This is a genomic window from Bradyrhizobium sp. 149, from assembly GCF_023073915.1.
Classification (GTDB): domain Bacteria; phylum Pseudomonadota; class Alphaproteobacteria; order Rhizobiales; family Xanthobacteraceae; genus Bradyrhizobium.
On sequence record NZ_JADPKK010000022.1, the window covers coordinates 1,537,244 to 1,560,553 of the forward strand.

At 64.9% G+C, this 23,310-nt stretch carries 22 protein-coding genes; 17 read left to right on the forward strand and 5 right to left on the reverse strand.

The genetic code is table 11. The features are described from left to right. Window position 1 precedes the first annotated feature (1 nt). From IVA88_RS25085 to IVA88_RS25165, 17 genes are read left to right on the forward strand one after another with little or no spacing between them, the layout of a single operon-like run. On the forward strand, window positions 2–1,111 hold the full coding sequence (locus IVA88_RS25085) for a branched-chain amino acid ABC transporter permease (RefSeq protein WP_247499826.1): 1,110 nt from the start codon (window positions 2–4) through the stop codon (window positions 1,109–1,111). Then, complete coding sequence (locus IVA88_RS25090; protein WP_247500409.1) at window positions 1,104–1,886, forward strand: ABC transporter ATP-binding protein; 783 nt, start codon at window positions 1,104–1,106, stop codon at window positions 1,884–1,886. Before IVA88_RS25085 ends, IVA88_RS25090 begins: the two co-directional genes overlap by 8 nt. Next, a complete protein-coding gene (locus IVA88_RS25095) occupies window positions 1,879–4,086 on the forward strand; it encodes an ABC transporter permease (RefSeq protein ID WP_247499827.1) in 2,208 nt (735 codons plus the stop codon). The genes IVA88_RS25090 and IVA88_RS25095 overlap by 8 nt, the downstream gene beginning before the upstream one ends. 3 nt (window positions 4,087–4,089) lie before the next feature. After that, complete coding sequence (locus IVA88_RS25100) at window positions 4,090–4,923, forward strand: phosphoenolpyruvate hydrolase family protein (protein ID WP_247499828.1); 834 nt, start codon at window positions 4,090–4,092, stop codon at window positions 4,921–4,923. A 25-nt stretch (window positions 4,924–4,948) separates the two neighbouring features. After that, entirely contained in the window at window positions 4,949–7,852 is a 2,904-nt protein-coding gene (locus IVA88_RS25105; RefSeq protein WP_247499829.1) for a flotillin family protein, read from the forward strand. 9 nt (window positions 7,853–7,861) lie between these two features. After that, on the forward strand, window positions 7,862–8,299 hold the full coding sequence (locus tag IVA88_RS25110) for an SRPBCC family protein (protein ID WP_247499830.1): 438 nt from the start codon (window positions 7,862–7,864) through the stop codon (window positions 8,297–8,299). A gap of 5 nt (window positions 8,300–8,304) precedes the next feature. Next, window positions 8,305–8,754: an SRPBCC family protein gene (locus IVA88_RS25115; protein ID WP_247499831.1), complete on the forward strand. Its 450-nt coding sequence runs from the start codon at window positions 8,305–8,307 to the stop codon at window positions 8,752–8,754. Continuing rightward, a complete protein-coding gene (locus tag IVA88_RS25120; protein WP_247499832.1) occupies window positions 8,751–9,569 on the forward strand; it encodes an FAD binding domain-containing protein in 819 nt (272 codons plus the stop codon). The genes IVA88_RS25115 and IVA88_RS25120 overlap by 4 nt, the downstream gene beginning before the upstream one ends. A 5-nt stretch (window positions 9,570–9,574) precedes the next feature. Continuing rightward, the gene (locus IVA88_RS25125) at window positions 9,575–10,051 is read left to right on the forward strand and encodes a (2Fe-2S)-binding protein (RefSeq protein ID WP_247499833.1); all 477 of its coding nucleotides are present in this window, start codon (window positions 9,575–9,577) and stop codon (window positions 10,049–10,051) included. An 11-nt stretch (window positions 10,052–10,062) separates the two neighbouring features. Next, window positions 10,063–11,658: a molybdopterin cofactor-binding domain-containing protein gene (locus IVA88_RS25130; protein ID WP_247499834.1), complete on the forward strand. Its 1,596-nt coding sequence runs from the start codon at window positions 10,063–10,065 to the stop codon at window positions 11,656–11,658. Window position 11,659: 1 nt separating this feature from the next. Beyond that, entirely contained in the window at window positions 11,660–12,682 is a 1,023-nt protein-coding gene (locus IVA88_RS25135) for a molybdopterin cofactor-binding domain-containing protein (RefSeq protein ID WP_247499835.1), read from the forward strand. 7 nt (window positions 12,683–12,689) lie between these two features. Continuing rightward, window positions 12,690–13,571, forward strand: coding sequence for a MoxR family ATPase (locus tag IVA88_RS25140; protein ID WP_247499836.1), 882 nt, complete (start codon window positions 12,690–12,692; stop codon window positions 13,569–13,571). Next, window positions 13,568–14,689 (forward strand): VWA domain-containing protein, encoded by a 1,122-nt coding sequence (locus tag IVA88_RS25145; protein ID WP_247499837.1) that lies wholly within the window; start codon window positions 13,568–13,570, stop codon window positions 14,687–14,689. The genes IVA88_RS25140 and IVA88_RS25145 overlap by 4 nt, the downstream gene beginning before the upstream one ends. Then, complete coding sequence (locus IVA88_RS25150; protein ID WP_247499838.1) at window positions 14,686–15,570, forward strand: amidohydrolase family protein; 885 nt, start codon at window positions 14,686–14,688, stop codon at window positions 15,568–15,570. Before IVA88_RS25145 ends, IVA88_RS25150 begins: the two co-directional genes overlap by 4 nt. Window positions 15,571–15,612: 42 nt before the next feature. Beyond that, complete coding sequence (locus IVA88_RS25155; RefSeq protein ID WP_247499839.1) at window positions 15,613–16,461, forward strand: MBL fold metallo-hydrolase; 849 nt, start codon at window positions 15,613–15,615, stop codon at window positions 16,459–16,461. A gap of 17 nt (window positions 16,462–16,478) precedes the next feature. Continuing rightward, entirely contained in the window at window positions 16,479–18,053 is a 1,575-nt protein-coding gene (locus IVA88_RS25160; RefSeq protein ID WP_247499840.1) for an isochorismatase family protein, read from the forward strand. Window positions 18,054–18,056: 3 nt separating this feature from the next. Beyond that, a complete protein-coding gene (locus IVA88_RS25165; protein WP_247499841.1) occupies window positions 18,057–18,683 on the forward strand; it encodes an NAD(P)H-dependent oxidoreductase in 627 nt (208 codons plus the stop codon). Between the two features lie 23 nt (window positions 18,684–18,706). Here the strand turns inward: IVA88_RS25165 and IVA88_RS25170 are convergent, their stop codons facing one another. From IVA88_RS25170 to IVA88_RS25190, 5 genes are read right to left on the reverse strand one after another with little or no spacing between them, the layout of a single operon-like run. Continuing rightward, window positions 18,707–19,756: a LacI family DNA-binding transcriptional regulator gene (locus IVA88_RS25170; RefSeq protein WP_247499842.1), complete on the reverse strand. Its 1,050-nt coding sequence runs from the start codon at window positions 19,754–19,756 to the stop codon at window positions 18,707–18,709. Next, window positions 19,753–20,397 carry a ThuA domain-containing protein gene (locus IVA88_RS25175; protein ID WP_247499843.1) on the reverse strand — a complete coding sequence of 215 codons (645 nt, stop codon included), beginning with the start codon at window positions 20,395–20,397 and terminating at the stop codon, window positions 19,753–19,755. Before IVA88_RS25175 ends, IVA88_RS25170 begins: the two co-directional genes overlap by 4 nt. A 10-nt stretch (window positions 20,398–20,407) precedes the next feature. Further along, window positions 20,408–21,505: a Gfo/Idh/MocA family oxidoreductase gene (locus IVA88_RS25180; protein WP_247499844.1), complete on the reverse strand. Its 1,098-nt coding sequence runs from the start codon at window positions 21,503–21,505 to the stop codon at window positions 20,408–20,410. 22 nt (window positions 21,506–21,527) lie between these two features. Then, complete coding sequence (locus tag IVA88_RS25185; protein WP_247499845.1) at window positions 21,528–22,376, reverse strand: carbohydrate ABC transporter permease; 849 nt, start codon at window positions 22,374–22,376, stop codon at window positions 21,528–21,530. After that, window positions 22,369–23,310, reverse strand: coding sequence for a sugar ABC transporter permease (locus tag IVA88_RS25190; RefSeq protein WP_247499846.1), 942 nt, complete (start codon window positions 23,308–23,310; stop codon window positions 22,369–22,371). The genes IVA88_RS25185 and IVA88_RS25190 overlap by 8 nt, the downstream gene beginning before the upstream one ends.

A 23,310-nucleotide genomic window follows, 5' to 3' on the forward strand; every position in this document is an offset into this window, starting at 1 on the left:
CATGTCCCTTGCTCACGACGCCCGTGTCACGGTTCGTCCCACTGCGGCGGTACAGCGCTCCAAATTGCGCGGATGGCCGGAGATCGACAATCCGGCGGCCTGGACCATGGCAGCCATTCTCCTGATCATGCCGCTGATCGCCAACGGCTTCTTCCTAATCGAGATATTTGCAACCACGCTGATCCTCGGACTCATGGCGCTGAGTCTGATGTTTCTTGCCGGCTATGGCGGCATGGTCAGCCTGATGCAGCTCACCATCGCGGGTTTCTCCGCCTATATGGTCGCGGTGTTTGGCGTCAGCGGCAACGCCAATATCAGCCTAGGCTGGCCCTGGTGGCTCGCGGTTCCGATGGCGCTCGCGCTGGCGACAATCTTCGGCACACTCGGTGGCGCGCTCGCCGTGCGCACTGAAGGCATCTACACCATCATGATCACCCTCGCCATCGGCGCGGCGTTCTACTATTTCACCAACCAGAACTGGGCGATCTTCAACGGTCATACCGGCATCAATACCGTTGCCACGCCGCATTTCTGGGGCATCAACTGGCGATCCGACATTCCCTTCTACTATATCGTGCTCGCGGTAGCCGCGACCTGTTACTTCGCCGTCGACTACGTCGCCCGCGCACCGTTCGGCCTGGCGCTGCAGGGCGTACGCGACAATCCCCGCCGCATGGCGGCGCTCGGCTTCAACGTCAATGCGCACCGCGTCGCGGCCTACGCCTTCGCGTCCTTCGTCGCGGCGCTGGCCGGGGTGCTCCAGGTCTGGAATTACCGGCAGATCTCGCCGGGATCCGTGAGCGTAGGAGCCTGCATCGATGTCCTCATCATCGCAGTCGTCGGCGGCATCACGCGGCCCATCGGACCCTTCATCGGCGCGCTGATCTTCGTGCTACTGCGCACCTTCGCGCTCGACTTCCTGGTCAAGCTGGGGCTCGACGGCAACCGCTTCCGGCTCCTGATCGGCCTCGGCTTCCTCGCCATCGTGTTCTGGTCCTCGGACGGCGTCATCGGGCTCTGGCAAAGCTGGCGACGCCGCCAACGTTCCGGCGCGGCCAGTTCAAGCGGACGCCATGACCGAGGCTCTGGCCAAGGATCCAGCCATGGATAGCGTCGCGCAACGTCTCTCTTCCGTTGGCGCCGGAGCGGCACTGGAGCTGCGCGGCGTGACGCGCCTGTTCGGCGCGCTCGCGGCGCTCACCGATGTCACCATGACCGTTCGCCCCGGCGAACGGCGCGCCGTGCTTGGCTCCAACGGCGCCGGCAAGACCACGCTGTTCAACTGCATCACCGGCGACTTTCCGCCTTCTTCCGGCACCATCCGCTTCTTCGGCGAGGACGTCACGCACTTCCCCCCCTACGAGCGCATCCGCCGCGGCCTGCGCCGGACCTACCAGATCTCCGCGCTGTTCCCCGGCCTCACGGTTCAGGACAATGTCTATCTCGCCTGCCGTGGCGTCTCGCGGGGGCGCTTCTCGTTTCTCCGCCCGGGTCAGAACGACGCGCTGGTGCACGCGGCCGAAACTCTCGTGCAGGCCGTCCATCTCACGGGCGTGAAGGATCAGCCCGTTGCCGAGCTCGCGCATGGCCAGCAGCGCCAGCTCGAGATCGCGCTGGCGCTTGCCGGCGCACCGCGCTTCGTCCTGTTCGACGAGCCGGCCGCGGGACTGTCGCCGACCGAGCGCGCCGAGCTGATCGAGATATTGACCTCCCTGCCGGCGCATATCGGCTACATCATCATCGAGCACGACATGGACGTGGCGTTGCGCGTCGTCGAGAGCGTCACGATGATGCACAACGGGCGTATCTTCAAGGAAGGCCTACCGCAGGAGATCGAGTCCGATCCCGAGGTGCAGGAGCTTTATCTCGGAGCTGGCCATGAATGAGGTCGGCCGTTCCGCTGCCGCGCTAGAAATCCGGGGCCTCGACGTCTATTACGGCCATTCTCACGCGCTGCAAGGCGTGGACCTGACACTCGAGGCCGGCGTGTTCTCCGTCGTCGGCCGCAACGGCATGGGCAAGTCCACGCTGTGCAAGGCCATCATGGGCCTGGTGCCGGTCAGCGGCGGCTCGATCCGCGTCCGCGGCGATGACATCACTCGGCAGCCGCCCGCCCCCATAGCCCGACTCGGCGTCGGCTACGTCCCGCAGGGACGGCGGCTGTGGCGTTCGCTCAGCGTCGACGAGCATCTGCAGCTCGCCGCCGGCTTACGCCGCGGCGCCTGGACGGTCGAGCGCATCTACAAGACGTTTCCCCGGTTGGCCGAACGCAAGGATCACGGCGGTGGCCAGCTCTCCGGCGGCGAGCAACAGATGCTTGCGATCTCCCGCGCGTTGCTCACCAACCCGCGGCTCCTGATCATGGACGAGCCCACCGAGGGGCTTGCGCCTGTTATCGTTGCCCAGGTCGAGGAGATGCTGCTACGGCTTGGCGAGGATGGTGACATGTCCGTACTCGTGATCGAGCAGAATATCGGCGTGGCGACGGCCGTGTCGCGCAAGGTCGCCATCATGGTCAACGGTCGCGTCAACCGCATCATCGATTCGGCGCGGCTGGCCGCCGACCGCGCATTGCAGCAGCGCCTGCTCGGTGTCGGATTGCATGCCGAGCTCGATCTCGACGTACCGGCAGCGGGTACGGAGGCGAACCCCACCCCGCGGCAAACGCCTCCAGGCGGCGCAATCCGCATCTACGTGTCGAACCCGACGCCCCCGACGCGCTGGTCGCAGCCGGTGCCGATCGCCCGCATCGAGGCCGCCGCCCGCACGTTCTCGACACAGGTGATGCGTCTCGACGAGACGGCACGGCGCGGGCGCGAACCGGCCGCGGCGCAAACGCAGGGCCACCCGGTCGTGCTGGTCGTCGGTACGCTCGACACCAAGGGCACTGAGCTCCGCTTCATCCGCGACATCATCGCCGGGGCCGGCCTGCGCACGCGATTGGTCGATGTCTCCACCAGCGGCAGGCACGCGGCCAGCGACGTCTCCGCTCAGGAGATCGCCTTGAACCATGGTCGGGGCGGAACAGCGGTGTTCGGACCCGACCGCGGTGCCGCCGTCACCGCGATGGCGGAAGCCTTCGCGAGCTGGCTGCGGCGCCAGAACAACGTTGACGGCGTGATTTCTGCGGGCGGCTCAGGCGCAGCGTCGCTGGTCGCGCCGGGTATGCGGACCCTTCCTGTCGGGGTGCCGAAGCTGATCATCTCGTCCGTCGCCTCCGGCGACGTCGGGCCCTATATCGGCCCCGCGGACATCACCATGATGCATTCGGTCGCCGATGTGCAGGGCCTCAACTCGATCTCGCGCGCCGTGCTCGCCAATGGCGCCCATGCGCTGGCCGGTATGGTCAAGGCGCGCCTCGATCAGCATGCACGGAAGGATCGTGACGACAGCGGCTTGCCGTCAATCGGCATCACCATGTTCGGTGTCACCACGCCGGCTGTGCAGAGGATCGCGGCCGATTTGCGCGAGGATTTCGAGTGCATCGTCTTCCACGCCACCGGCGTTGGCGGCCGCTCAATGGAGAAGCTCGTCGATTCCGGACAGCTCGCAGGCGTCATCGACATCACAACCACGGAGGTCGGCGATCTCCTGATGGGCGGCGTGTTCCCGGCAACCGACGACCGCTTTGGCGCCATCATCCGCAGCCGGCTGCCTTACGTGGGCTCGGTGGGCGCGCTGGACATGGTGAATTTCGGTGCCCCCGAGACCATCCCGGAGCGCTACCGCGGCAGGAAATTCCACGTCCACAACCCGCAGGTCACGCTGATGCGGACCACGGCGGAGGAAAACGAGCGCATGGGGCACTGGGTCGCCGATCGGCTCAACCGGATGGCCGGCCCGGTGCGCTTCTTCCTGCCCGAGGGCGGCGTCTCCGCGCTCGACGCACGAGGACAGCCATTTTGGGATCCGGATGCCGATGCGGCGCTGTTCCGTACGCTGGAGCGGAACGTGCGGCAGACCGCCAACCGTCAGCTCATCCGCGTCCCCAAGAACATCAACGATCCCGAGTTCGCCTCCACCATTGTCGGCGCGTTCCGAACATTGTTCGGCCGCGCCGGGGCGCGCCGGAGACTAGCGAGGTGACCGATGGCCCGGTTTGAACGCGCTGCACTTTTGAAGCGATTCCGCGACATGGCAGGGCGCGGTGAGCCCATCGTCGGCGGCGGCGCCGGCACCGGCTTGTCGGCCAAGTGCGAGGAGGCTGGCGGTGTCGACCTCATCGTCATCTACAATTCCGGTCGATACCGCATGGCCGGCCGCGGCTCGCTCGCGGGATTGATGGCCTACGGCGACGCCAACGCCATCGTGCTGGAGATGGCCGGCGAAGTGCTGCCCGTTGTGACCAGGACGCCGGTGCTCGCCGGCGTCAACGGTACGGATCCGTTCCGCGACATGGATCTTTTCCTGGACCAGTTGAAGGCGCTCGGCTTCGCCGGCGTGCAGAACTTTCCAACCGTCGGCCTTATCGACGGTGTGTTCCGCGCCAATCTCGAAGAGACCGGCATGTCCTATGCTCTGGAGATCGACATGATCGCAAAGGCGCGCGAGAAGGACCTGCTGACGACGCCCTACGTGTTCAGCGAAAAGGAAGCCGCCGCGATGGCGATCGCGGGCGCGGATATCATCGTCTGTCATCTGGGCCTGACGACCGGGGGCACCATCGGCGCGCAGACCGCGCTCAAGCTGAAGGATTGCCCGGCGCGCATCGACACCTGGGCCTCCGCCGCGCTCAGCGTCAATCCGGACATTCTGGTGCTCGCCCATGGCGGCCCGATCGCCGATCCGGACGACGCCGAGTTCATCATGAAGAACACCCGCTACTGCCACGGCTTTTACGGCGCCTCCTCGATGGAACGGCTGCCGGTCGAGCGGGCGCTGACGGATCAGGCGCGCAAGTTCAAGGCGATCGGCGCGCGATAACGCCGAAAGGTCGAGGGAGGGAAACATGTCAGGGACTCTGGTCGGTGAATTGATCCTCTGGCTGATCATTGCCATCGTGGTGATCGTGGTCGGCGTCTACATCGTGAACTGGCTCTATCACCGCTCGTCCAAGGAGACCTCGTTCGTTCGGACCGGCCTGCTCGGCGAGCGCGTTGTGATTAATGGCGGCGCCTTCGTGCTGCCGTTCATCCACGACTACACGCCGGTCAACATGAACGTGCAGCCGATGGGCATCGTGCGCTCCCGGCAGGACGCCGTGATCACCCGTGACCGCATGCGCGTCGACATCGAGGCCGATTTCTATGTCCGAGTCCAGGCGACCCGCGAAGCTGTGTCTATTGCGGCCGCCACGCTCGGCCGCCGCACAATGGAGCCCGAGCAGCTCCACGCCCTCCTCGCCGGCAAATTCATCTCAGCCATTCGTTCCGTTGCCTCGGAGATGACCCTCGAGCAGATGCACGAGCAGCGCGGTGAGTACGTCGCGCGCCTCAAGGCGAACGCTGCAGAGGCCCTCGCCCAGAACGGACTCGAGCTGGAATCAGTCGCGATCACCGATCTCGACCAGACGGACCTCGAATTCTTCAACCCCTCGAACCGCTTCGACGCCGAAGGTCTGACCCGCCTGATGGAGGACATCGAGGCCAAGCGCAAGCTGCGCAACGACATCGAGCAGGATTCGATGATCAAGATCCGGTCCCGCAACCTGGAGGCCGAGCGGCAGGCCCTTGAGATCGAGCGCGAAAGCGAGACGGCGCGCCTCGAACAGGAGCGTGACATCGAGATGCGCCGTGCCCTGCAACGCACCGAGGTCGCGCGCGAACGGGCCCTGCGCGAGACCGAAGCCGAGCAGGCGCAGATTTCTGCCCGTGAAACCATCGAAAAGGCGCGAATCGCCAACGACCAGGCGATCGCCGAAGCCCGCATCGCCTCGGAGCGTGAGACCCGCCAGCGGGAGATCGAGCGCACCCGCACCATCGAGGAAAAGGAACTGCTCGCACGGGAGGAGATCGAGAAGACCCGGATCGCCAACCAGCGCTCGATCGATACCAGCCGCATCGCCTCCGAGCGCGAGGTGCGCCAGCGCGAAATCGAGCGGATGCGGACCATCGAGGAAGCCGAAATCGCCGCGCGCGAGACCATCGAGAAAGCGCGTATCCAGCAGGACCGCGTGGTGACCGACGCCCGTATCGCCAATGAAGAGGAGACCCGGCGTCGCGAGATCGAGCGGACCCGCGCTGTGGATGAAGCCGAGATCGCCGCCCGCGAGGCGACCGAAAAAGCCCGCATTGCCCAGACCATGATTGTCAATGTCGAGCGCATCGCATCCGATGAGCGCACCCGTGCGCTCGAGATCCAGCAGGTGCGCAACATCCAGGAAGCCGAGATCGAGGCGCAGCGCGCGGTCGAGGCGGCGCGCATCGCCCGCGAGCACAGGCTCGCCGCCGAGCGCATCGCGGCAGAGCAGAGTACCCGGCAGTTGGAGATCGAGCGCAACCAGACGCTTGAAGTCGCAGAAGTCACGGCGCGCGAAGCAACGGAAGCTGCCCGCATCACCCAGGAAGAACGCGTTCGCTCCCTGGAAATCGCCCGCAACCGCGCCCTCGAGGAAGCCGACATTGCCTCACGCGAAGCCATCGAGGCCGCCCGGATCGCGCAGGAGAAGTCCGTTGCAGCCGAGCGTATCCAGGCCGAGCGTGACACGCGCGCGCTCGAGATCGAGCGCACAGGCGTGCTCGAGGCCGCCGAGTTGAAGCGCCGCGACGCCATCGAGCGCCAGCGCATCGGCGTCGATCTCGCGCTCGAAGCCGAGCGGATCTCGTCCTCCAAGAAGCGCGAGGTGCTCAATATCGAGCACAAGAAGGCGATCGAGATCGCGGATGAGGACCGCGTCATTGCGCTCTCGACCAAGAGGTCCGAGCGCATCGACGCCGACCGCCAGGTCAGGCAGGCCGAGATCGTCGCGCGCAAGGAGGTTGAGACCACGGACGTCTCGCGCGAGCAAGCGCTGGAGGCGGCGCGGATCGAACGCCGCCGTTCGATCGAACAACTCGAAGTCGCCCGCGTCCAGTCGCTCCAGGAAGCCGAAATTGCCGCGCGCGAAGAGGTCGAGCGCTCCCGCATTGCCTCCGATCGCGGCCTGGACGAGGCGCGCATCGGACGCGAACGCGAACTGCGCAAGCTTGAAATCAATCGCGAGAAGGAGGTCGAGACCGTTCTGATGGAGAAGGCGATTGCCATTCACCTGAAGTCGTTGGAGGAATCCGCGGCCAAAGCCTCGGCCGAGGAAGCACGGGTGCATGCCACCGAAGCCACCGAGCGCGTCATCACCGCGCGCGAGAGCGAGATCGCGAAGCGCCGGAAGACCGTGGAGATCCTGATCGCCGAGAAGCAGGCCGAGGAAACGCGAATTGCCGCGGAAGCCGAGCGGGTCCGCGCCGCGGTCGAAGCCGAGGCGCAGCGCATGCTCAACGAGGCCGAGAACGTGCTGACCGACCAGGCGCGCTACTCGCTGTTCCGCAGAAAACTGCTCGACCGCATCGAGGGCATCGTCCGCGAGAGCGTCAAGCCGATGGAGAAGATCGAAGGCATCCGCATCCTTCAGGTCGATGGCCTCAACGGCAACGGCCATGGCGGCAATGGCGGCCGCAGCGCCACCGACGAGGTGATCGATTCGGCGCTGCGCTACCGCGTCCAGGCGCCGCTGATCGACTCGCTGCTGGCAGACATCGGCGTCGAAGGCGGCAGCCTCGCCAAGATGCCGGGCCTGATCCGGGAAGCTCGCGACATGCAGGGCATCAAGGAGTCCGCGCGCAGAGGCGGCGGTGCCGGCGAGAAGCAGGCCGCTGCGCCCTCGCCTGCGGCCGACGGCGAGCCGCCCGCCGAGCGCAGCCCCCGGAAGAAGGGCTGAGGTCGCATCATGGCCCGCGTCTACGTCTCAACCGTCGTCAACGCGCGCAACGACCGCGTCTGGGCGCGGGTGCGCGACTTCAACGGACTGCCGAACTGGCATCCTGCGATTGCGGAGAGCCGCATCGAGGGCGGCGAGCCCTCTGACAAGATCGGCTGCGTCAGGGATTTTCGCCTGCGCAACGGCGATCGCATCCGGGAAAAGCTGCTCGGCCTGTCCGATTACGACATGTTCTGCACCTACGCGATCCTCGAATCCCCGATGGGGGTCGAGAACTACGTCGCGACGCTACGGCTGACGCCGGTCACGGACGGCGACCAGACCTTCATGGAATGGACCGCCGAGTTCGACTGCGCCCCCGAACAGGAGGCGCAGCTGATCGGTAATATCGGCGGCGGCGTGTTCCAGGGCGGCTTCGACGCCCTCAAGCGCCAGTTCGGAGGGTGAGCGCCGTGCCGCATGTCGTCAAGAGCACGATCCTGGATGCGCCGACCGGCTCCGTGTGGACCGTGCTGCGCGATTTCAACGGGCACGATCGCTGGCATCCGGCGGTTGCGGCCTCCACGATCGAGCGTGCGCAGGCCTCGGACAAGATCGGCTGTGTCAGGCGCTTCAAGCTGCAGGACGGCTCGGAGCTGCGCGAGCAGTTGCTGACGCTGTCAGATCTGGAGCAGACCTTCAGCTATTGCCTGCTCGATACGCCGGTCCCGATGTTCAACTACGTGGCCCACGTCCGCCTGCTGCCCGTGACGGACGGCGACCGCACCTTCTGGCAGTGGGAATCCCGCTTCTCGACGCGGCCGGAGGACAAGGACCGCATCACCCACATGGTCGCGGAAGACATTTACCAAGCGGGATTCGAAGCGATCCGCCGACACCTCAAGGAGGCTGTGTCAACATGACTGTGACGGTGAAGACCTTCACGAGTTCGAGCGAGGCCGCCGCCGCGCTGTCGTCCGATCGCAACGCGCGCTATCTCGGCGGCGGCACCCTCGTGATGCGCGCACTGAACGAAGGCGACATCTCGCTCTCCACCGTCGTGCGCGCCAATGACCAAGCCTTGATGCGCATCGATCCATCCGGCCCGCGGATCACGCTGGGTGCTGGCGTAACTTTCGCCCGGATCCTGGGCGAGCGCGACCTCTCTTTCCTGCACGCTCCTGCCCGCTCGATTGGTGGCCCGGCGGTCCGCAACATGGGTACGGTGGGTGGCAATCTGTTCGCGCCCAATCCCTATGGCGATTTCACCGTCGCCCTGCTTGCACTCGATGCCACGGTGGCCCTGCAAGGCGGCTTTGGGTCGCGCGACATTCCAATTGAGGAGTTCTTGCAGTCGCGCGACAGGCAGGCGGGCACGCTCGTGTTGTCGGTGTCGTGCACGCGACCGACAAGCGCAGAGGCTTTCCGCTACCGAAAGATCGCACGGATCAAGCCCAAAGGCGGCTCGGTCATCACGCTCGCCGCACATCTGCCGATCAGTGGCGGACGGATCGCCGGAGCGCGAATTGCATTGGGATCGATGGCGCCGACGCAAATTCGTGCGCGGGCGGCCGAACGCGCTCTGGAAGGCCGCGCGCTCGATGCCGCGACCGTCGCGGCCGCAGCCTCTGCAGCCGCGGAAGGAACATCGCCGTCCGACAGCGCCCTCGGCAGCGCCTGGTACCGCCGCGAGATTGTCGGCGTGCATCTGCGTCGTCTTCTCTTGGGTCAGGAATAGATCGTATGGCCAAGACTGCCCTGCAATTTCGTCACAACGGCAGCGATGTCGCCATTTTCGTTGATGGCGGCACCAACCTCCTCGTCGCGCTTCGCGAATTGATCGGTGACATGACGCCGAAATTCGGTTGCGGACAGGGGGGCTGCGGCACGTGCAGCGTCCTGATCGACGGCGAGCTCCATCTTTCCTGTCTGACGCTTGCCGAAACCGTCGCCGGCCGCTCCGTCGAGACGCTGGATAGCCTGAAGCAGGGACCCAATCTCCATCCGCTGCAACGCGCCTTCGCAGACAATTTTGCCGCCCAGTGCGGCTATTGCACGCCGGGTATGCTGATGGCGGCCAAGGCACTGCTCGACCGCAATCCCTCCCCGAGCCGCGCCGAAGTCGTCGAGGCGATCTCCGGCAACATCTGCCGCTGCACCGGCTACGAGCCGATCATCAACGCCATCCTCGCCGCTTCCGGCGGCCGGGCGAGCGCCTGAAGGACCAGACCATGCTGGAACTGCGCAAGGACATTTTCGCGGACGAGCGCGACGACAATCTCAAGGAGATCGGCAAGGGCACGCAGCGCCAGGACATGCTCGGCCATGTCACCGGGACATCGAGCTATTTCAACGACCACAAGCTCCAGGGCATGCTGCACCTGAAAGTCGTCCGCTCGACCCATTCGCATGCAAGGATCCGGCGGATCGACACCGCGGACGCCGATCGGTCAGCCGGCGTCCGCCGGATCATTCGCGGCTCCGACGTGCCCCGCAATCTTAACACGCTCTTGAGCCTAATCAATTTCGGCAAGGACGACGAACCGTCGCTGGCCGTCGACAAGGTTCGGTACAAGGGTGAACCGATCCTGGCCATCGTCGCCGACAGCGAGCGCGAGGCCTTCGAGGCGATCGCGAAGGTGCGGATCGACTACGAGCCGTTGCCGACGGTGTTCGACGTCGAGGACGCGCTCAAGCCAGGCGCGCCCGTCGTCAACGAAACCTACCCGAAGAATGCCTTCATTTATCACGATGTCTACGACCACCAAAAGCTTCGCTTCGGCGACGCCGATGCCGCACTCGCGACCGCCGATCATGTGCTTGAACAGCGCTACCAGATGTCGCCTATCGAGCACGCGCCGACCGAAACCAACGGATCAATCGCGGCGCCCGACACCAACGGGCGTTATGTCGTCTACACGTCGACGCAGGCGCTGTTCTTCTCGGTTGACACCTGCGCCAAGATCCTCGACGTCCCCTCCAACACCTTCCATTTCATTGGCGGCACTGTCGGCGGCGGCTTTGGCGGCAAGGTGGATACGCTGACCGAACCTTTATGCATCCTGGGTGCGATGCTGACGGGACGTCCCGTGCGCTATGTGTTCGGACGCGAAGAAGAGATGCAATACGGCCCGCCGCGCGGCGCCGAACGCATCTACATCAAGGATGGCGTGATGCGCGACGGCCGTGTCGTCGCGCGAAAGATCCGCGCATATTTCGACAGCGGCGCATATACGCGGCTCTCGAGCTATGCCGCGGTGAAATGCGCAGCCCACCTGCCGGGGCCCTATACCATCCCGAACGTCTATGGCGACGTCTACTGCGTCTTCACCAACCGCACGCCGGCAACCGCGATGCGCGGCTTCGGCGTCACCGCAATGGATTTTGCGATCGAGTGCCAGATGGACAAGCTCGCGAACCTCGTCGGCATGGATCCGATGGAGTTCCGCATCCTCAATGCCTATCGCGACGGCGACATGAAGGCGCATCGGCGCGAGGCCAAGAACACGGCACTGATCGAGTGCGTCCAGGTCGCCGCCGAGAAAGCCAAATGGCCGATCCGTGACGAGTTCAAGCGCGCCTCCTCCCGCAAGGACGGTGGCGGCAGCCGCGCCGCCATCCCGCGGACGCCGGCCGACACCCACGCACGGACAATTGCGCCGGCGCAGCAGCGCACGACCTATGATCGGCTGCCGGCGGCCGCATTGCACGAACCACCGCGCGAGCCGCCGCCACCCGCACCGCCCCCGCCGCCGTCACCGCGACCGGCGTCTCCCTCGCATGGGGCGGGCCGATTCTCATCCGTGTTCGGCACCAGGAGACGTTGAGATGACCCGACACCGCGGACGCGGCATCGCATCGATCAATTATCCCATCGGCATGAACCTCGGGGGCGATCCCAGCCAGGCCCTGGTCCATTCCAATCCAAGCGGCAAGTTTACCGTGGCGCTATCCTCGATTGATCTCGGCCAGGGCATGAAGTCGGTGACGCGGCAGATCTGCGCAGAGACGCTCGGCGTGCCCGTCGAGGACGTCTATGTCGACACCGCCGATTCCGACACCGGCCCGCATTGCATGGGCTCGTTTGCCTCGCGCGGCACCCATCGCGTCGGCAATGCCGTGATGGCGGCGGCGCGCGAAGCGCGCGGCGTGATGATGGAGGCCGCCGCTGAGGAGCTCGAGGTCAACGCCGCCGATCTGGAAACCGACGGACGTGGCAACATCCACGTCAAGGGCGCACCGCATCGCTCGATCTCCACCAAGGAGGTCGCTATCGCCGCGCAGTTCAAACAGGGCAAGACCATCTCGGGCCGCGGTATCTTCCTGGTGCCTCTGTCCAATGTCGATCCGGAAACTGGCGAGATGTCGCCGGCGACCTGTTACGCCCATGCCTGTCTTGTCGCCGAGGTCGAGGTCGACGACGAAACCGGTGAGGTCACGATGATCCGCATGGACTCCGCCTATGAGCTCGGCCGTGCGCTCAATCCCCGCCTGGTCGAGCAACAGCTCGTCGGCGGCGCCTGGATGGGCGTTAGCCACGCGCTCTACGAAACGCCCGAACCCTATTATCCCGACCCTATCCACGGCCCTCGCGACTTCGTCGAATATGTCATGCCTGGCCCCGGTGACATCTGCCCGCACGACATCGCCGTGTTGGAACGCCCCGCTCCCGATGGCCCCTTCGGCGCCAAGGGCCCCGGCGAAATGTGCGCGAATCCGGTATTGCCGGCTGTTGCGAACGCGATCTTCAACGCCGTCGGCGTCCGCATCGACGACCTGCCGATTACGCCGGAGAAGGTGCTGCGCGCGATCAAGGCCGAGGGCGGCGCGCGCCCTCAGGCGCGGCGCTGAGGTCTCGATGGCCGTCCGCAGCACCATCGTCGGCATTGACAGCCCCGAGGCACTGGAGAAGGCGCTTCGGGCGGCGTATTACCTCGCCGACGAGGGGCTAGCAACCGCGGCCTATCTCGGGCTGGCACTCGGCAAGCCATTGCTGCTCGAAGGTGCGCCGGGCGTCGGCAAGACCGAGGCCGCCAAAGCCCTCGCCGCTGTACTCGGCCGCCGCCTGATCCGCTTGCAATGCTACGAAGGCATCGACGCGTCCGCCGCGCTATACGAATGGAATTATCCGCGCCAGATGCTCGCAATCCGCCAAGCCGGCGATGAGAGCATCGATATCTACGGCGAGGCGTTTCTGATCGAACGACCGATGTTGGCGACGCTCCGCGCGCCCGACTCGACTGTGCTGCTGATCGATGAAATCGATCGCGCCGACCAGGAGTTCGAAGCGTTCCTGCTCGAATTTCTATCCGACTTCCAGATCTCGATCCCGGAGCGCGGCACCGTGCGTGCCTCGGAGCGCCCGGTCGTCGTACTAACTTCAAACCGCACGCGGGATCTTCATGAAGCCTTGCGGAGGCGGTGCGTCTATCACTGGATAGACTATCCCTCCGCCGAGCGCGAAGCACGCATCGTGATGATGCGAGCCTCCAGCGTCGCCGAGGGGACCGCGCGGGCCGTGGTCGCGGCCGTCGAAAAGCTGCGACGCGAGCCGCTCAGCAAGGCGCCCGGAATTGCCGAGGCCGTCGACTGGGCTGAGGCCGCCACGCTACTGCACAAGGGCGGGGCGCGCTGGCCCGATGCCTTCAAGCGCTCGATCGGCGTTGCGCTGAAAGACGAGGAGGATCTGCACTTCATTTCGCCGCGCCTCGACGCCCTGCTGGCGGAGGCCTCTGCATGAGCACCGAACCCGAACTGCCGCGCGGTGCCCGTGTCTTCATCTCCTTCGTGGGGCTGCTGCGAACGAACAGGTTTGCCGTCGCACCGGAACAGACGACCTCGTTCCTGGCTGCGATCCAGTTGCTCGGTCCACGCAGCCTGGAAGACATTCGGCAGGCAGCCCTCGCAACATTGGCGCCTCCGCCGGAGCGTCGTGCAACGTTCGACCGGCTGTTCGATCTGCACTTTCGCGGAACCGAGGCCATCGAGCGCGTCGATGACGGGGAGGATGACGAGACTGTTCGGCTGCAAGAGGAGGCCCGCGGAAACGACGAGCCGCTGTTGTCGGACGAGGCCAACGAGTCCGGTCTCGCAGCTGCGCGCGCGGAAGCCCTGGTCGAGCGCCGCTTTGCGCAGCTCTCGACCGCCGGTGCGCTGCGCCTACTGTCCCGCGAGGCGCCCGGGCGCCTGCCAAAGCGGCGCGGCCATCGCCGTATGCGGGCGCGCCGCGGGCCCTACGCCGATTTGCGCCGCACCCTGCGCGACTCGGTTCGCAGCGACGGCGAAATCCTACGGTTAGGACGTTTGAAGCGGCGGCAGCGCCCACGCAAGGTGCTGCTCCTGATTGACGTCTCCGGCTCGATGAAGAGCCGCACCGAAGAGAATATGAAGCTCGCGCACACGCTGGTGCAAGCAGCGCCCAATGTCGAGGTCTTCACCTTCGGCACGCGGCTGACCCGCATCACCCGCCCGTTGCGCCTCAAGCGCCGCGAGCAGGCGCTCAACGCCGCGGCCTATCTGGTCAGCGACTGGGACGGCGGCACCCGAATCGGCGATGCGCTTCAGGCCTTTCTCGCCGTGCCCCGCTTCGGCGGATACGCGCGGGGCGCCGCCGTGATCATCGTTTCCGATGGCCTGGAGCGGGGCGAACCGGATGCGTTGCGCGATGCGGTGGCGAAACTATCGCGCCGCGCATGGCGCGTGAGCTGGCTGACGCCGCTTGCGGCTGGCCGTGGCTTTCGCCCGCAGACCGAAGCGCTGGTCGCGATCGAACGCTTCGTCGACGACATCGTCGACGGTGGATCGAACGCGTCCATCGTCGCGCATGTGCTGGCGCTGGGACAAAGGAGAGTTGCGTGACCGACATCGTCGATGGGCACCATCATATCTGGCGCCAGGCCGACCTGCCCTGGCTGGTCGGTCCGATGCAGCCGCGCATCTTCGGTCCATATGAGCCGATCCGGCGCGATTACCCGATCGAGGAATATCTCGGCGACCTCAAAGGCAGCGGCGTCACTCGCTCGGTCTATGTCCAGACCAACTGGGCCAATGACCGCTTTGCGGACGAGGCCGCTTGGGTGCAGCAGACCGCCGAGGAGCAAGGCTGGCCGCATGCCATCGTGGCTTACGCCGATTTTTCAGTGCATGACGTGCGTCCGCAACTCGACCACCTGAAGCGCTATTCCCTCGTACGCGGCGTCCGCATGCAACTTCATTGGCACGAGAACCCGCTCTATCGCTTTGCCGTTCGGCCGGATCTCTGCACCGATCCCGTGATCCAGCGCAACATCGCCCGCCTTGCGGACTATGGCTGGAGTTTTGATCTGCAGGTGTTCGCACCGCAGATGCCGGACGCCGCGCACCTTGTGGAAGCCTGCCCCAAGGTGACCTTTATCCTCCAGCACGCCGGCATGCTGGAGGACCTTTCACCCACGGGCCGCGCCGCGTGGCGCGCCGGGATAGCCCGCCTCGCCGCCTGCCCGAACGTCGTGTCGAAACTGTCGGGGCTCGGAACCTTCATCCACCGCAACGATCCCGCGCATATCGCATCAGTCCTGACCGACACGATCGCGACCTTCGGCGCCGAACGCTGCCTGTTCGGCTCGAATTTTCCAATCGAAAAATTGTGGACCAGCTACCCCGAGCTGATCGATGCATTCCGGGCCGCCGCAGCGCCGCTGCGCGATGATCAGCGCGAAGCCATTTTCAGAACCACCGCGATGCGCGTCTATCGGCTCTGAGCGCCGAGGAACCGAACGAAAACGGACAGAGGGAGGGACGGCATGCCGCTGGAGATCAAGATCCTCGACTACGGCGATATCGAACTGGAATCGAGCTTTCTGGTTCTCGGCCACAATTGCGGCCGGACGCGCCGTGTCCTCACGCTCGGCTTCCTGATCCTCGGCGGCCCCTACCCCGTCGTGGTCGATACCGGCTACCGCTCCAACCAGATCATGGAGACGCTGGGCATGCGCGGCCTGCAGTATCACGAGCACATGATCGAGAACCAGCTTGCACGGCACGGCGTGCGCATGGGCGATGTGCGCTTCGTCTGCCACACCCATCTGCACATCGACCACGCCGGCAAGGACGATCTGTTCCCGATGAACACGACCGTCGTGGTCAACCGCCGCGAGCTCGAGTATTCCGTGTCCGGCCTGATGCATCCGCAATATCCGGCGCCGGATATCAAGCATCTGATCGACCGTCTGCACACCAAAAGCGCGCTGCGCTTTCTCGATCTCGAGATCACAGGTCCCGTCGAGCTGATGCCAGGCGTCTATTGCGACGCCGCGAATGCGCATACCGAGGGCTCGATGAACATCATCGTCGAAACCGCCGACGGCATCGCCACTATCTGCGGCGACGTCATCTATGATTTCAACGACCAGATCGTGACGCCCTTCAACGAGATCCACGACTGGGAGCCGCGCACCACCGGCAACCACGGCACCACCAAGCGCGCAGAGAAGGCCGCCATCAAGAAGCTGCTCAGCAATTCGCGCTATCTGCTGCCGGTCCACGACCGTCCCGCCAAGATCGAGGGCGGCAACGTCGTCGGCCGGTTGCACGACCAGGTCCCCGGACCGATCGTGCAGTCTGTGCCCCAGCGCAACTGGTTTCCGGCCTAGACGCCAGAGGATGGACGATGACGCACGTCACCTTGCGCTCCGAGTTCGAGACCCTGATCGACCCCTACGCGCCGGTCGCGCAGGTCGGCACCGGTTTTGACTTCACGGAGGGACCGATCTGGCATCCGGTCGATCATTATCTGCTGTTCTCGGACATGCCGGGCGACGTGCGCCGGCGCTGGGATGCGCGGCGCGGCGTCGCCGAAGTCAAACGCCCGTCGAACAAATGCAACGGCATGACCTATGACGCCGAGCTCAATTTGATCGTTTGCGAGCACGCGACATCGTCGTTGATCCGCGAGCGGCCGGACGGACGGCGCGAGGTGCTGGCCTCGCACTTTGGGGGACAGGAGCTCAACAGTCCCAACGACGTCTGCGTGCACTCCTCCGGCGCGATCTATTTCTCGGATCCCTGGTATGGCCGCATGCCGGTCTATGGCGTCGAGCGGCCAAGGCAGCTCGGCTTCCAGGGCGTCTATCGTATCGTGCCCGGCGCCGAGCCGAAGCTCGTCGTGGGCCGCAATATGTTCGACCAGCCGAACGGGCTGTGCTTCTCGCCGGACGAGAGGCTGCTCTATGTCAACGACACCGTGCAGGCACTGATCCGCGTGTTCGATGTCAATCCCGACGGTTCCCTGTCGACCGCGCGGGTGTTCGCGAGCGGCATCCGCTCCGAGCTCGAGCCCGGCTTGCCCGACGGCATGAAATGCGACCAGCACGGCAATGTTTGGGTCACCGCACCCGGCGGGGTCTGGGTCTATTCGCCGGGCGGCGAGCTGCTCGGCAAGCTCCGCCTGCCCGAGCTCGTCGCCAATCTCGCTTGGGGCGGGCCGGATTTCCGCACGCTGTACCTGACATCGACGCACTCGGTCTATGCCATTCCCACCAAGGTCGGACCGCGACACGAGCCCTATATGAGCGGCAAGCGGGGCAGCGGCACGGCAGCCGCCGGCTCTGCTTCCGCGGCCCCCCTCCTCACCGACGGCGAGATGCAGCTCGACCCGCGACGCTGTGCCATGATCATCCAGGATCTCCAGAACGACGTCATCATGGACAGCGGCGCATTCGCCGATTCCGGCGCACCAGCTCACGCGAAGCAGCAGCGCGTCGTCGAGAATGTCCGGCGTCTTGCGGAAGCTGCGCGGGCGCGCGGCGTCGCCATCATCCATGTCTGGTTCGTCGTCGAGCCCGGCGCGCCCGGCGTGACGCTGAATGCGCCGCTGTTCGAGGGTCTCGTCGACAGCAAGGCGATGGTGCGCGGAAGCTGGGGGGCCGCACCAGTGTCAGGTCTCGAGCCACGGCCCGGCGATTTCGTGGTCGAGAAGGTGCGAATGAGCGCCTGGGAGGGCACGCAGCTCGAAACGATCCTGAAAGCCACCGGCCGCGACATGATCATCAACACCGGCGCCTGGACCAACATGTCGGTCGAGCACACGGCGCGGACCGGAGCCGACAAGGGCTACTTCATGATAGTTCCCGAGGATTGCTGCTCGACCATGAATGCCGATTGGCACACTGCATCGATCAACTTCGCGATGCAGAATGTCGCCGTCGTGACCAAGGCCGATGCGGTCATCAAAGCGCTGGGATGAGCGGTGACAAAGCTCCTGCACCTGCGCTGCTCGCCCCGCGGCGACTCCGAGTCAAGCGCCGGCGCACGCGTTTTCCTTGACGGTTTTCGCCAAGCTCGGCCCGACTGGGACGTGGATGTCATGGATCTCTGGCGGGAGCGCCTGCCGGAATTTTCGGGCCCCATTGTCGAGGCCAAATACGCACGGATGAAAGCGCAAGCCTTCAACGACGCACAACGGGACAGCTTCGCGGAGGCCGAGCGAATGGTGCTGCGCTTGGCGCTTGCCGAGCGGGTGCTGATCTCGACGCCGATGTGGAACTTCGGCATTCCCTATAAGCTCAAGCAATGGTTCGACATCATCGTCCAGCCCGGGCTCACCTTTCGGTTCGACGCGTCCCTGGGATATGTCCCGCTGCTGAAGGACCGGCCGACCATCGTCATCGTCGCCAGTGGCAGCGATTTCGCCACCGGAATGAACCGCGGGCGCATCGACATGGCAACGCCTTACCTGCGCGAAATTTTGCGTTTTGTCGGTATCAGCAATGTCCGCTTCATTCCGATCGGGCCAACCACCGGACCGCTACAGCCCATCGAGGCTTCCCGCGAACGAGCCCATCAACGCCTGGCCGCAATGGCCGCGCACTTCTGATGCACTCCACAAGCGACTCGAAGTCAAGGCAGATTGTCCCGCAGGAAAATATCGATGCGGATACGCTCCTGGTCGGGGCTGATGGGCTCACCCGAACAATGCGCGAGCAGAACTCGCGCTGCGGACCGTGCCTCGTGGCCGGGATCCTGGTTGATGATGGCATCGAGCGTGCCGCGAACCAGGAAACGCCGCGTGTATTGGGTCAGCTCATGGGCAATCCAGACCACCTCGCGCGCGCGTCCCGAGGCCTCGAGCGCGTCGGCGATGCCGCGGTTGCCGGCACCGCAGCAGTATATGCCGCGCAGATTGGCCTGGCGCGCCAGCAGCGCGGCAGTGAGCTCCCGCGTGCGCTCGCTGTCGTCGCGGCCCTCGATCACGGGTAGCGCGAGCAGATTCGGATACTCGCTGGACAGGATCTGGTGGAAGCCGAACTGCCGCTCGGTGTGATCGCGCAGCGACAACGATCCCGCGATCACGGCAACCGTCCCCTCCCGACCAGTGAGGAACCGTCCCATCAGCGTTGCGGCGGTCCGGCCTGCGGCCGGGTTGTCGATACCGACATAATGCCGGCGGCGCGAGCTCGGCGCGTCCGACACAAGGGTCACCACCGCGACTCCGCGCGCGGTGAGTTCGTCGATCGCGGCGCGAACCCTGGGATGATCCAGCGCGATGACGGCGACGCCCTGATAGGCCGGCGACAGGTTTTCCAGCGCGGCGGCGAGTACATCCGGATCGAACACGTCGACATGGAGGATATCAATGAAGCCGCGCTGGCCGGCGAGCCAGTCCGCGGTGCGCTGGACTTGCTCGGTCAGGTTGGTCATGAAGCTGTTGCTGCCGGTCGGCAGCACGAAGGCGAGGCGGAACGTCTGGCCGCGGGCAAGCCGCGCGGCCGCGACGTCGGCACGATAGCCGAGTTTTGCCACCGCGGCTTCGACACGCGCAACGGTCTTGGCGCGCACGCCCTCGCGCCGGTTGACGACGCGGTCGACGGTGGCGAGCGAAACACCCGCCGTGCGCGCGACGTCCTCAAGCGTGGCACGAAGCACCGGCTGGGTCGCAGCCACTGTCATTCGCGCGCCGCCCACAGCATGCCGCGGGTCATCAACGTCCGGATCTCCGGTACGTCGAGCTCGTAGGCGCGGTGGCCGAGCGAGGAGTAGAACACCCTGCCCGCGCCGTATCGCTTCTTCCAGACCACAGGCATCACCACCCCTTCGATCCAGGACGCGTGCTCGCCGCTAAAGGTCGTTGTCGCCAACACCTCGTTGGCGGGATCGACATGCATGTAGTACTGCTCGGAACGATGCTCGAAACTCTTCAGACCCTTCATGATGGGGTCCTCCGGCTTCGTCAAGTCGACCTTGTAGTCGATGATGTTGCCGGGATGCGCGACCCACTGCCCGCCGCACAGGAACTGGTAGTCGACGGAATCGCGGAACGCATCGCCCATGCCACCATGATGGCCCGCGAGCCCGACACCGCCACGCACCGCCGCGCAGAGATTGAGCGCTTCCGCCTTCTCGATCGTCGACATGGTATAGATCGGGATGATCAGCGACAGGTCGTGAATCGCGGAATCGGCGAACGCGGCGGTCGTGGTTTCGGTCCGCACCTCGAAGCCTTCGGCCTTCAGCCAGCCGCGGATCATCGAGGCACAGAGATCGGGATCATGTCCCGGCCAGCCGCCCCATACAATCATTGCCTTGCGCATGTTCTTGTCCTTAATCGATCTGTCCGGTTTCACGCCCTGCCGGCAGCATTGCCGGCCGCTCGACGCGGCTCTCGATCTTGACACGTCGCCCTTCGTCGGCGGAGGTCTGGAACGCCTCCATCACCTCCAGTACGTGGAAAGCGAGCGCGCCGCTGGCACGATGCGGCCGATTGTTCAGTATCGCGGAGGCCATGTCGGCGGCACCGATGGAACGGAACTCGCCCTCGACATGACCGTGGGTCAGCGGCACCGGCTCCCATTCGCCGCCAGTCTTTGCGACCTGCACCTCGCCACCGAAGCGGTTCGGGTCCGGCACCAGCATGCTGCCTTTGTCGCCATAGATCTCGATCGGTGTGTGCCGGTGCTTCGGCACGTCAAAACTCATCGCGATCGAGACGACCGCCCCGCTCTCGAATTCGAGCGTGCCGGCGACATGGGTCGAAACTTCGACCGGGATCAAGGTGCCATGCATCGGCTGGCTGGTGACCAGCCGCTCGGATTTCGGGCGCGCGGTCGAGCCCATCACGCTTGCCACCGGGCCGAGCAGCTGCACGAGATCGGTGATGTAGTAAGGGCCCATATCGAGCATCGGCCCGCCGCCACGCAAATAGTAGAAACCCGGTGCCGGATGCCAGCGCTCGTGGCCGGGGCAGCCGAAGAACGCGCTGCCGGCCACAGGCGTGCCGATCGCTCCGTCGTCCATCAGCTTGCGCGCGGTCTGGTGGCTACCACCGAGGAACGTGTCGGGCGCGCAGCCGACGCGAAGGTTCTTCTGTGCGGCGAGCTCCATCACCTTGCGGGCTTCCGCGACGTTGATACCGAGCGGCTTCTCGGAATGAACGTGCTTGCCGGCGTTCAGCACTGCGAGACTGACGTCGGTGTGGGCAAGTGGTACGGTGAGATTGATGACGATCTCGACGTCGTCTCGCTTGAGCAGCTGATCAACCCGCATCGCCGGAAGCCCAAAGGCGGCGCCCTGCCGCTCCGCGGCATCGCTGCGCATATCGGCGAGCGCCCTGATGTCCATGACCGGGAAGCGCTGGGTTGCTTTCAGATAGGCGATGCTGATATTACCGCAACCGATAACTCCGATGCCGACTTTTCTCATTTCGATCTCCGTAAGGTACCGTTCATCCCTTGACCGCGCCTGCGGTGAGGCCGGCGACGATGTGTTTCTGCGCCAGAAGGAAGAGAATGATCGTCGGCAGGATGGTCAACGTGATGAAGGCCAGGATCAGATGCCACTCGGACGAATACTCGCCCTGATAAATCATGATACCGAGCGGCCACGGATAGAGCGCGTCGGTGTTGAGCATCACCAGCGGCAACAGATAGGCATTCCAGCTGTTGACGAACGTGATGGTACCGACGGTCGCCAGGATGGGCCGCGATAAAGGCAACGTCACATAGCGGAAGAACTTGATATAGCTGCAGCCGTCGACCAGCGCGGCCTCCAGCAGTTCGTACGGGATGTCCTTGAAGAAGCGCCGCAGCAGCAGCACGCTCATCGCAAGACTGAAGGCCGCCTGCGGCAGGGCAACGCCAAAATATGTATCGAGCAACCGGAGATCGCGCACCTTGATGAAGAGCGGCAGCACCGCTGTCGCGGCCGGAAACAGCAGGCCCAGCGTCAGGTAGCTCAGCAGCATCGAGCTGCCGTAGAACCTGATATGGGCGAAGGTGAACGCCGCCATCGAGGCGACGATCAGGGTCAGGGCCACCGTGAGGGTCGAGATAATCAGCGAGTTGCGCAAGAGCTGCCAGTAGCGTGCAGAGAACAGGATGTCAGCATAGTTCTGCCACTCCCACTGACGCGGCAGGCCGAACGGATTGACGCGCAGTTCGCCGAGCGATTTGAAGCCGCCGAATAAGGTCGCGAGCAGCGGCACCATTACGATGATGGCAATGACGGCGAGGAACACCACCTTCAACAGCACTGAGGGATCGAGCGGCGCGCGGATGATCCTGGCGTTACTCATCGCGCATGAACCATCGCTTGTACGTGAAGGCAAAGGTCACGCAGATCGCGAACAAGATGACGCCGATGGCGCTGCCGTAGCCGACTCGCATGCGCGAGATGCCGTTGTTGTAGAGAAAGCTCACCATCGTGTTCGAGGAATCCGCAGGCCCCCCGCGCGTCAGCGGCATGACGAGATCGAACAGCTGCAGCGAGCCGACGATAGCGAAGAATACGGAGAGCCGAATCGTCGGATAGAGCAAGGGGATAACCACATGTCGCAAGGCTTGCGACCGGGTCGCGCCGTCGATGCGGGCAGCCTCGATCAGGCTCTTGTCGAGGCTCTGGAGCGCGGCGATGAACAGCATCATGTGGAAGCCAAAGTACTTCCAGACGATCACGATCAGCACCGCCAGCATGGCCGTGTCGGTCGAGGCAAGCAGATGCGGGGGCTCGGCACCGAAGGTGCGCCAGATCGACGCCACAAGGCCGTAGTCGCCATCGTAGACGAAGCTGAAGATCAGTCCGGTCGCGATCTCGGCCAGGATATAGGGCATGAAGAACAGCATGCGCAGCGCCACTGCCCCACGAAAGCGTTCGGCGAGCATCAAGGCCAGCGTGAGCGCAAGCGGCAGCTGGATGGCGAGCGAAACTGCGATGATCAGCCCGTTGTTGCGCAGCGCGAGCCAGAAGGCGCGTGTCTCCAGCACGAAGCGATAATTGTCGAGGCCAATCCAGTTGGTCGGCCTGCCGAACCCGTTCCAATTGAAGGCCGAATACCAGGCTGCTTCGCCGATCGGCAGCACAACGAACAACGTGAACAATAGCAGCGCGGGCGGCAGGAACAGGATGAGCACCGTGAACCTGCCGTCCCAACTCGGGCCGCGGACCGTGACCTGCGGTACCATCTCGCCAGCAACGCCGATCGCCGACACGCTCGCGGTCCGCCGCGCCAT

Coding starts and splice junctions, on each gene's coding strand:
- IVA88_RS25085 (WP_247499826.1), top strand. CDS start 2: ATGTCCCTTGCTCACGACGCCCGTGTCACGGTTCGTCCCACTGCGGCG.
- IVA88_RS25090 (WP_247500409.1), top strand. CDS start 1,104: ATGGATAGCGTCGCGCAACGTCTCTCTTCCGTTGGCGCCGGAGCGGCA.
- IVA88_RS25095 (WP_247499827.1), top strand. CDS start 1,879: ATGAATGAGGTCGGCCGTTCCGCTGCCGCGCTAGAAATCCGGGGCCTC.
- IVA88_RS25100 (WP_247499828.1), top strand. CDS start 4,090: ATGGCCCGGTTTGAACGCGCTGCACTTTTGAAGCGATTCCGCGACATG.
- IVA88_RS25105 (WP_247499829.1), top strand. CDS start 4,949: ATGTCAGGGACTCTGGTCGGTGAATTGATCCTCTGGCTGATCATTGCC.
- IVA88_RS25110 (WP_247499830.1), top strand. CDS start 7,862: ATGGCCCGCGTCTACGTCTCAACCGTCGTCAACGCGCGCAACGACCGC.
- IVA88_RS25120 (WP_247499832.1), top strand. CDS start 8,751: ATGACTGTGACGGTGAAGACCTTCACGAGTTCGAGCGAGGCCGCCGCC.
- IVA88_RS25125 (WP_247499833.1), top strand. CDS start 9,575: ATGGCCAAGACTGCCCTGCAATTTCGTCACAACGGCAGCGATGTCGCC.
- IVA88_RS25130 (WP_247499834.1), top strand. CDS start 10,063: ATGCTGGAACTGCGCAAGGACATTTTCGCGGACGAGCGCGACGACAAT.
- IVA88_RS25135 (WP_247499835.1), top strand. CDS start 11,660: ATGACCCGACACCGCGGACGCGGCATCGCATCGATCAATTATCCCATC.
- IVA88_RS25140 (WP_247499836.1), top strand. CDS start 12,690: ATGGCCGTCCGCAGCACCATCGTCGGCATTGACAGCCCCGAGGCACTG.
- IVA88_RS25145 (WP_247499837.1), top strand. CDS start 13,568: ATGAGCACCGAACCCGAACTGCCGCGCGGTGCCCGTGTCTTCATCTCC.
- IVA88_RS25155 (WP_247499839.1), top strand. CDS start 15,613: ATGCCGCTGGAGATCAAGATCCTCGACTACGGCGATATCGAACTGGAA.
- IVA88_RS25160 (WP_247499840.1), top strand. CDS start 16,479: ATGACGCACGTCACCTTGCGCTCCGAGTTCGAGACCCTGATCGACCCC.
- IVA88_RS25170 (WP_247499842.1), bottom strand. CDS start 19,756: ATGACAGTGGCTGCGACCCAGCCGGTGCTTCGTGCCACGCTTGAGGAC.
- IVA88_RS25175 (WP_247499843.1), bottom strand. CDS start 20,397: ATGCGCAAGGCAATGATTGTATGGGGCGGCTGGCCGGGACATGATCCC.
- IVA88_RS25180 (WP_247499844.1), bottom strand. CDS start 21,505: ATGAGAAAAGTCGGCATCGGAGTTATCGGTTGCGGTAATATCAGCATC.
- IVA88_RS25185 (WP_247499845.1), bottom strand. CDS start 22,376: ATGAGTAACGCCAGGATCATCCGCGCGCCGCTCGATCCCTCAGTGCTG.
- IVA88_RS25190 (WP_247499846.1), bottom strand. CDS start 23,310: ATGGCGCGGCGGACCGCGAGCGTGTCGGCGATCGGCGTTGCTGGCGAG.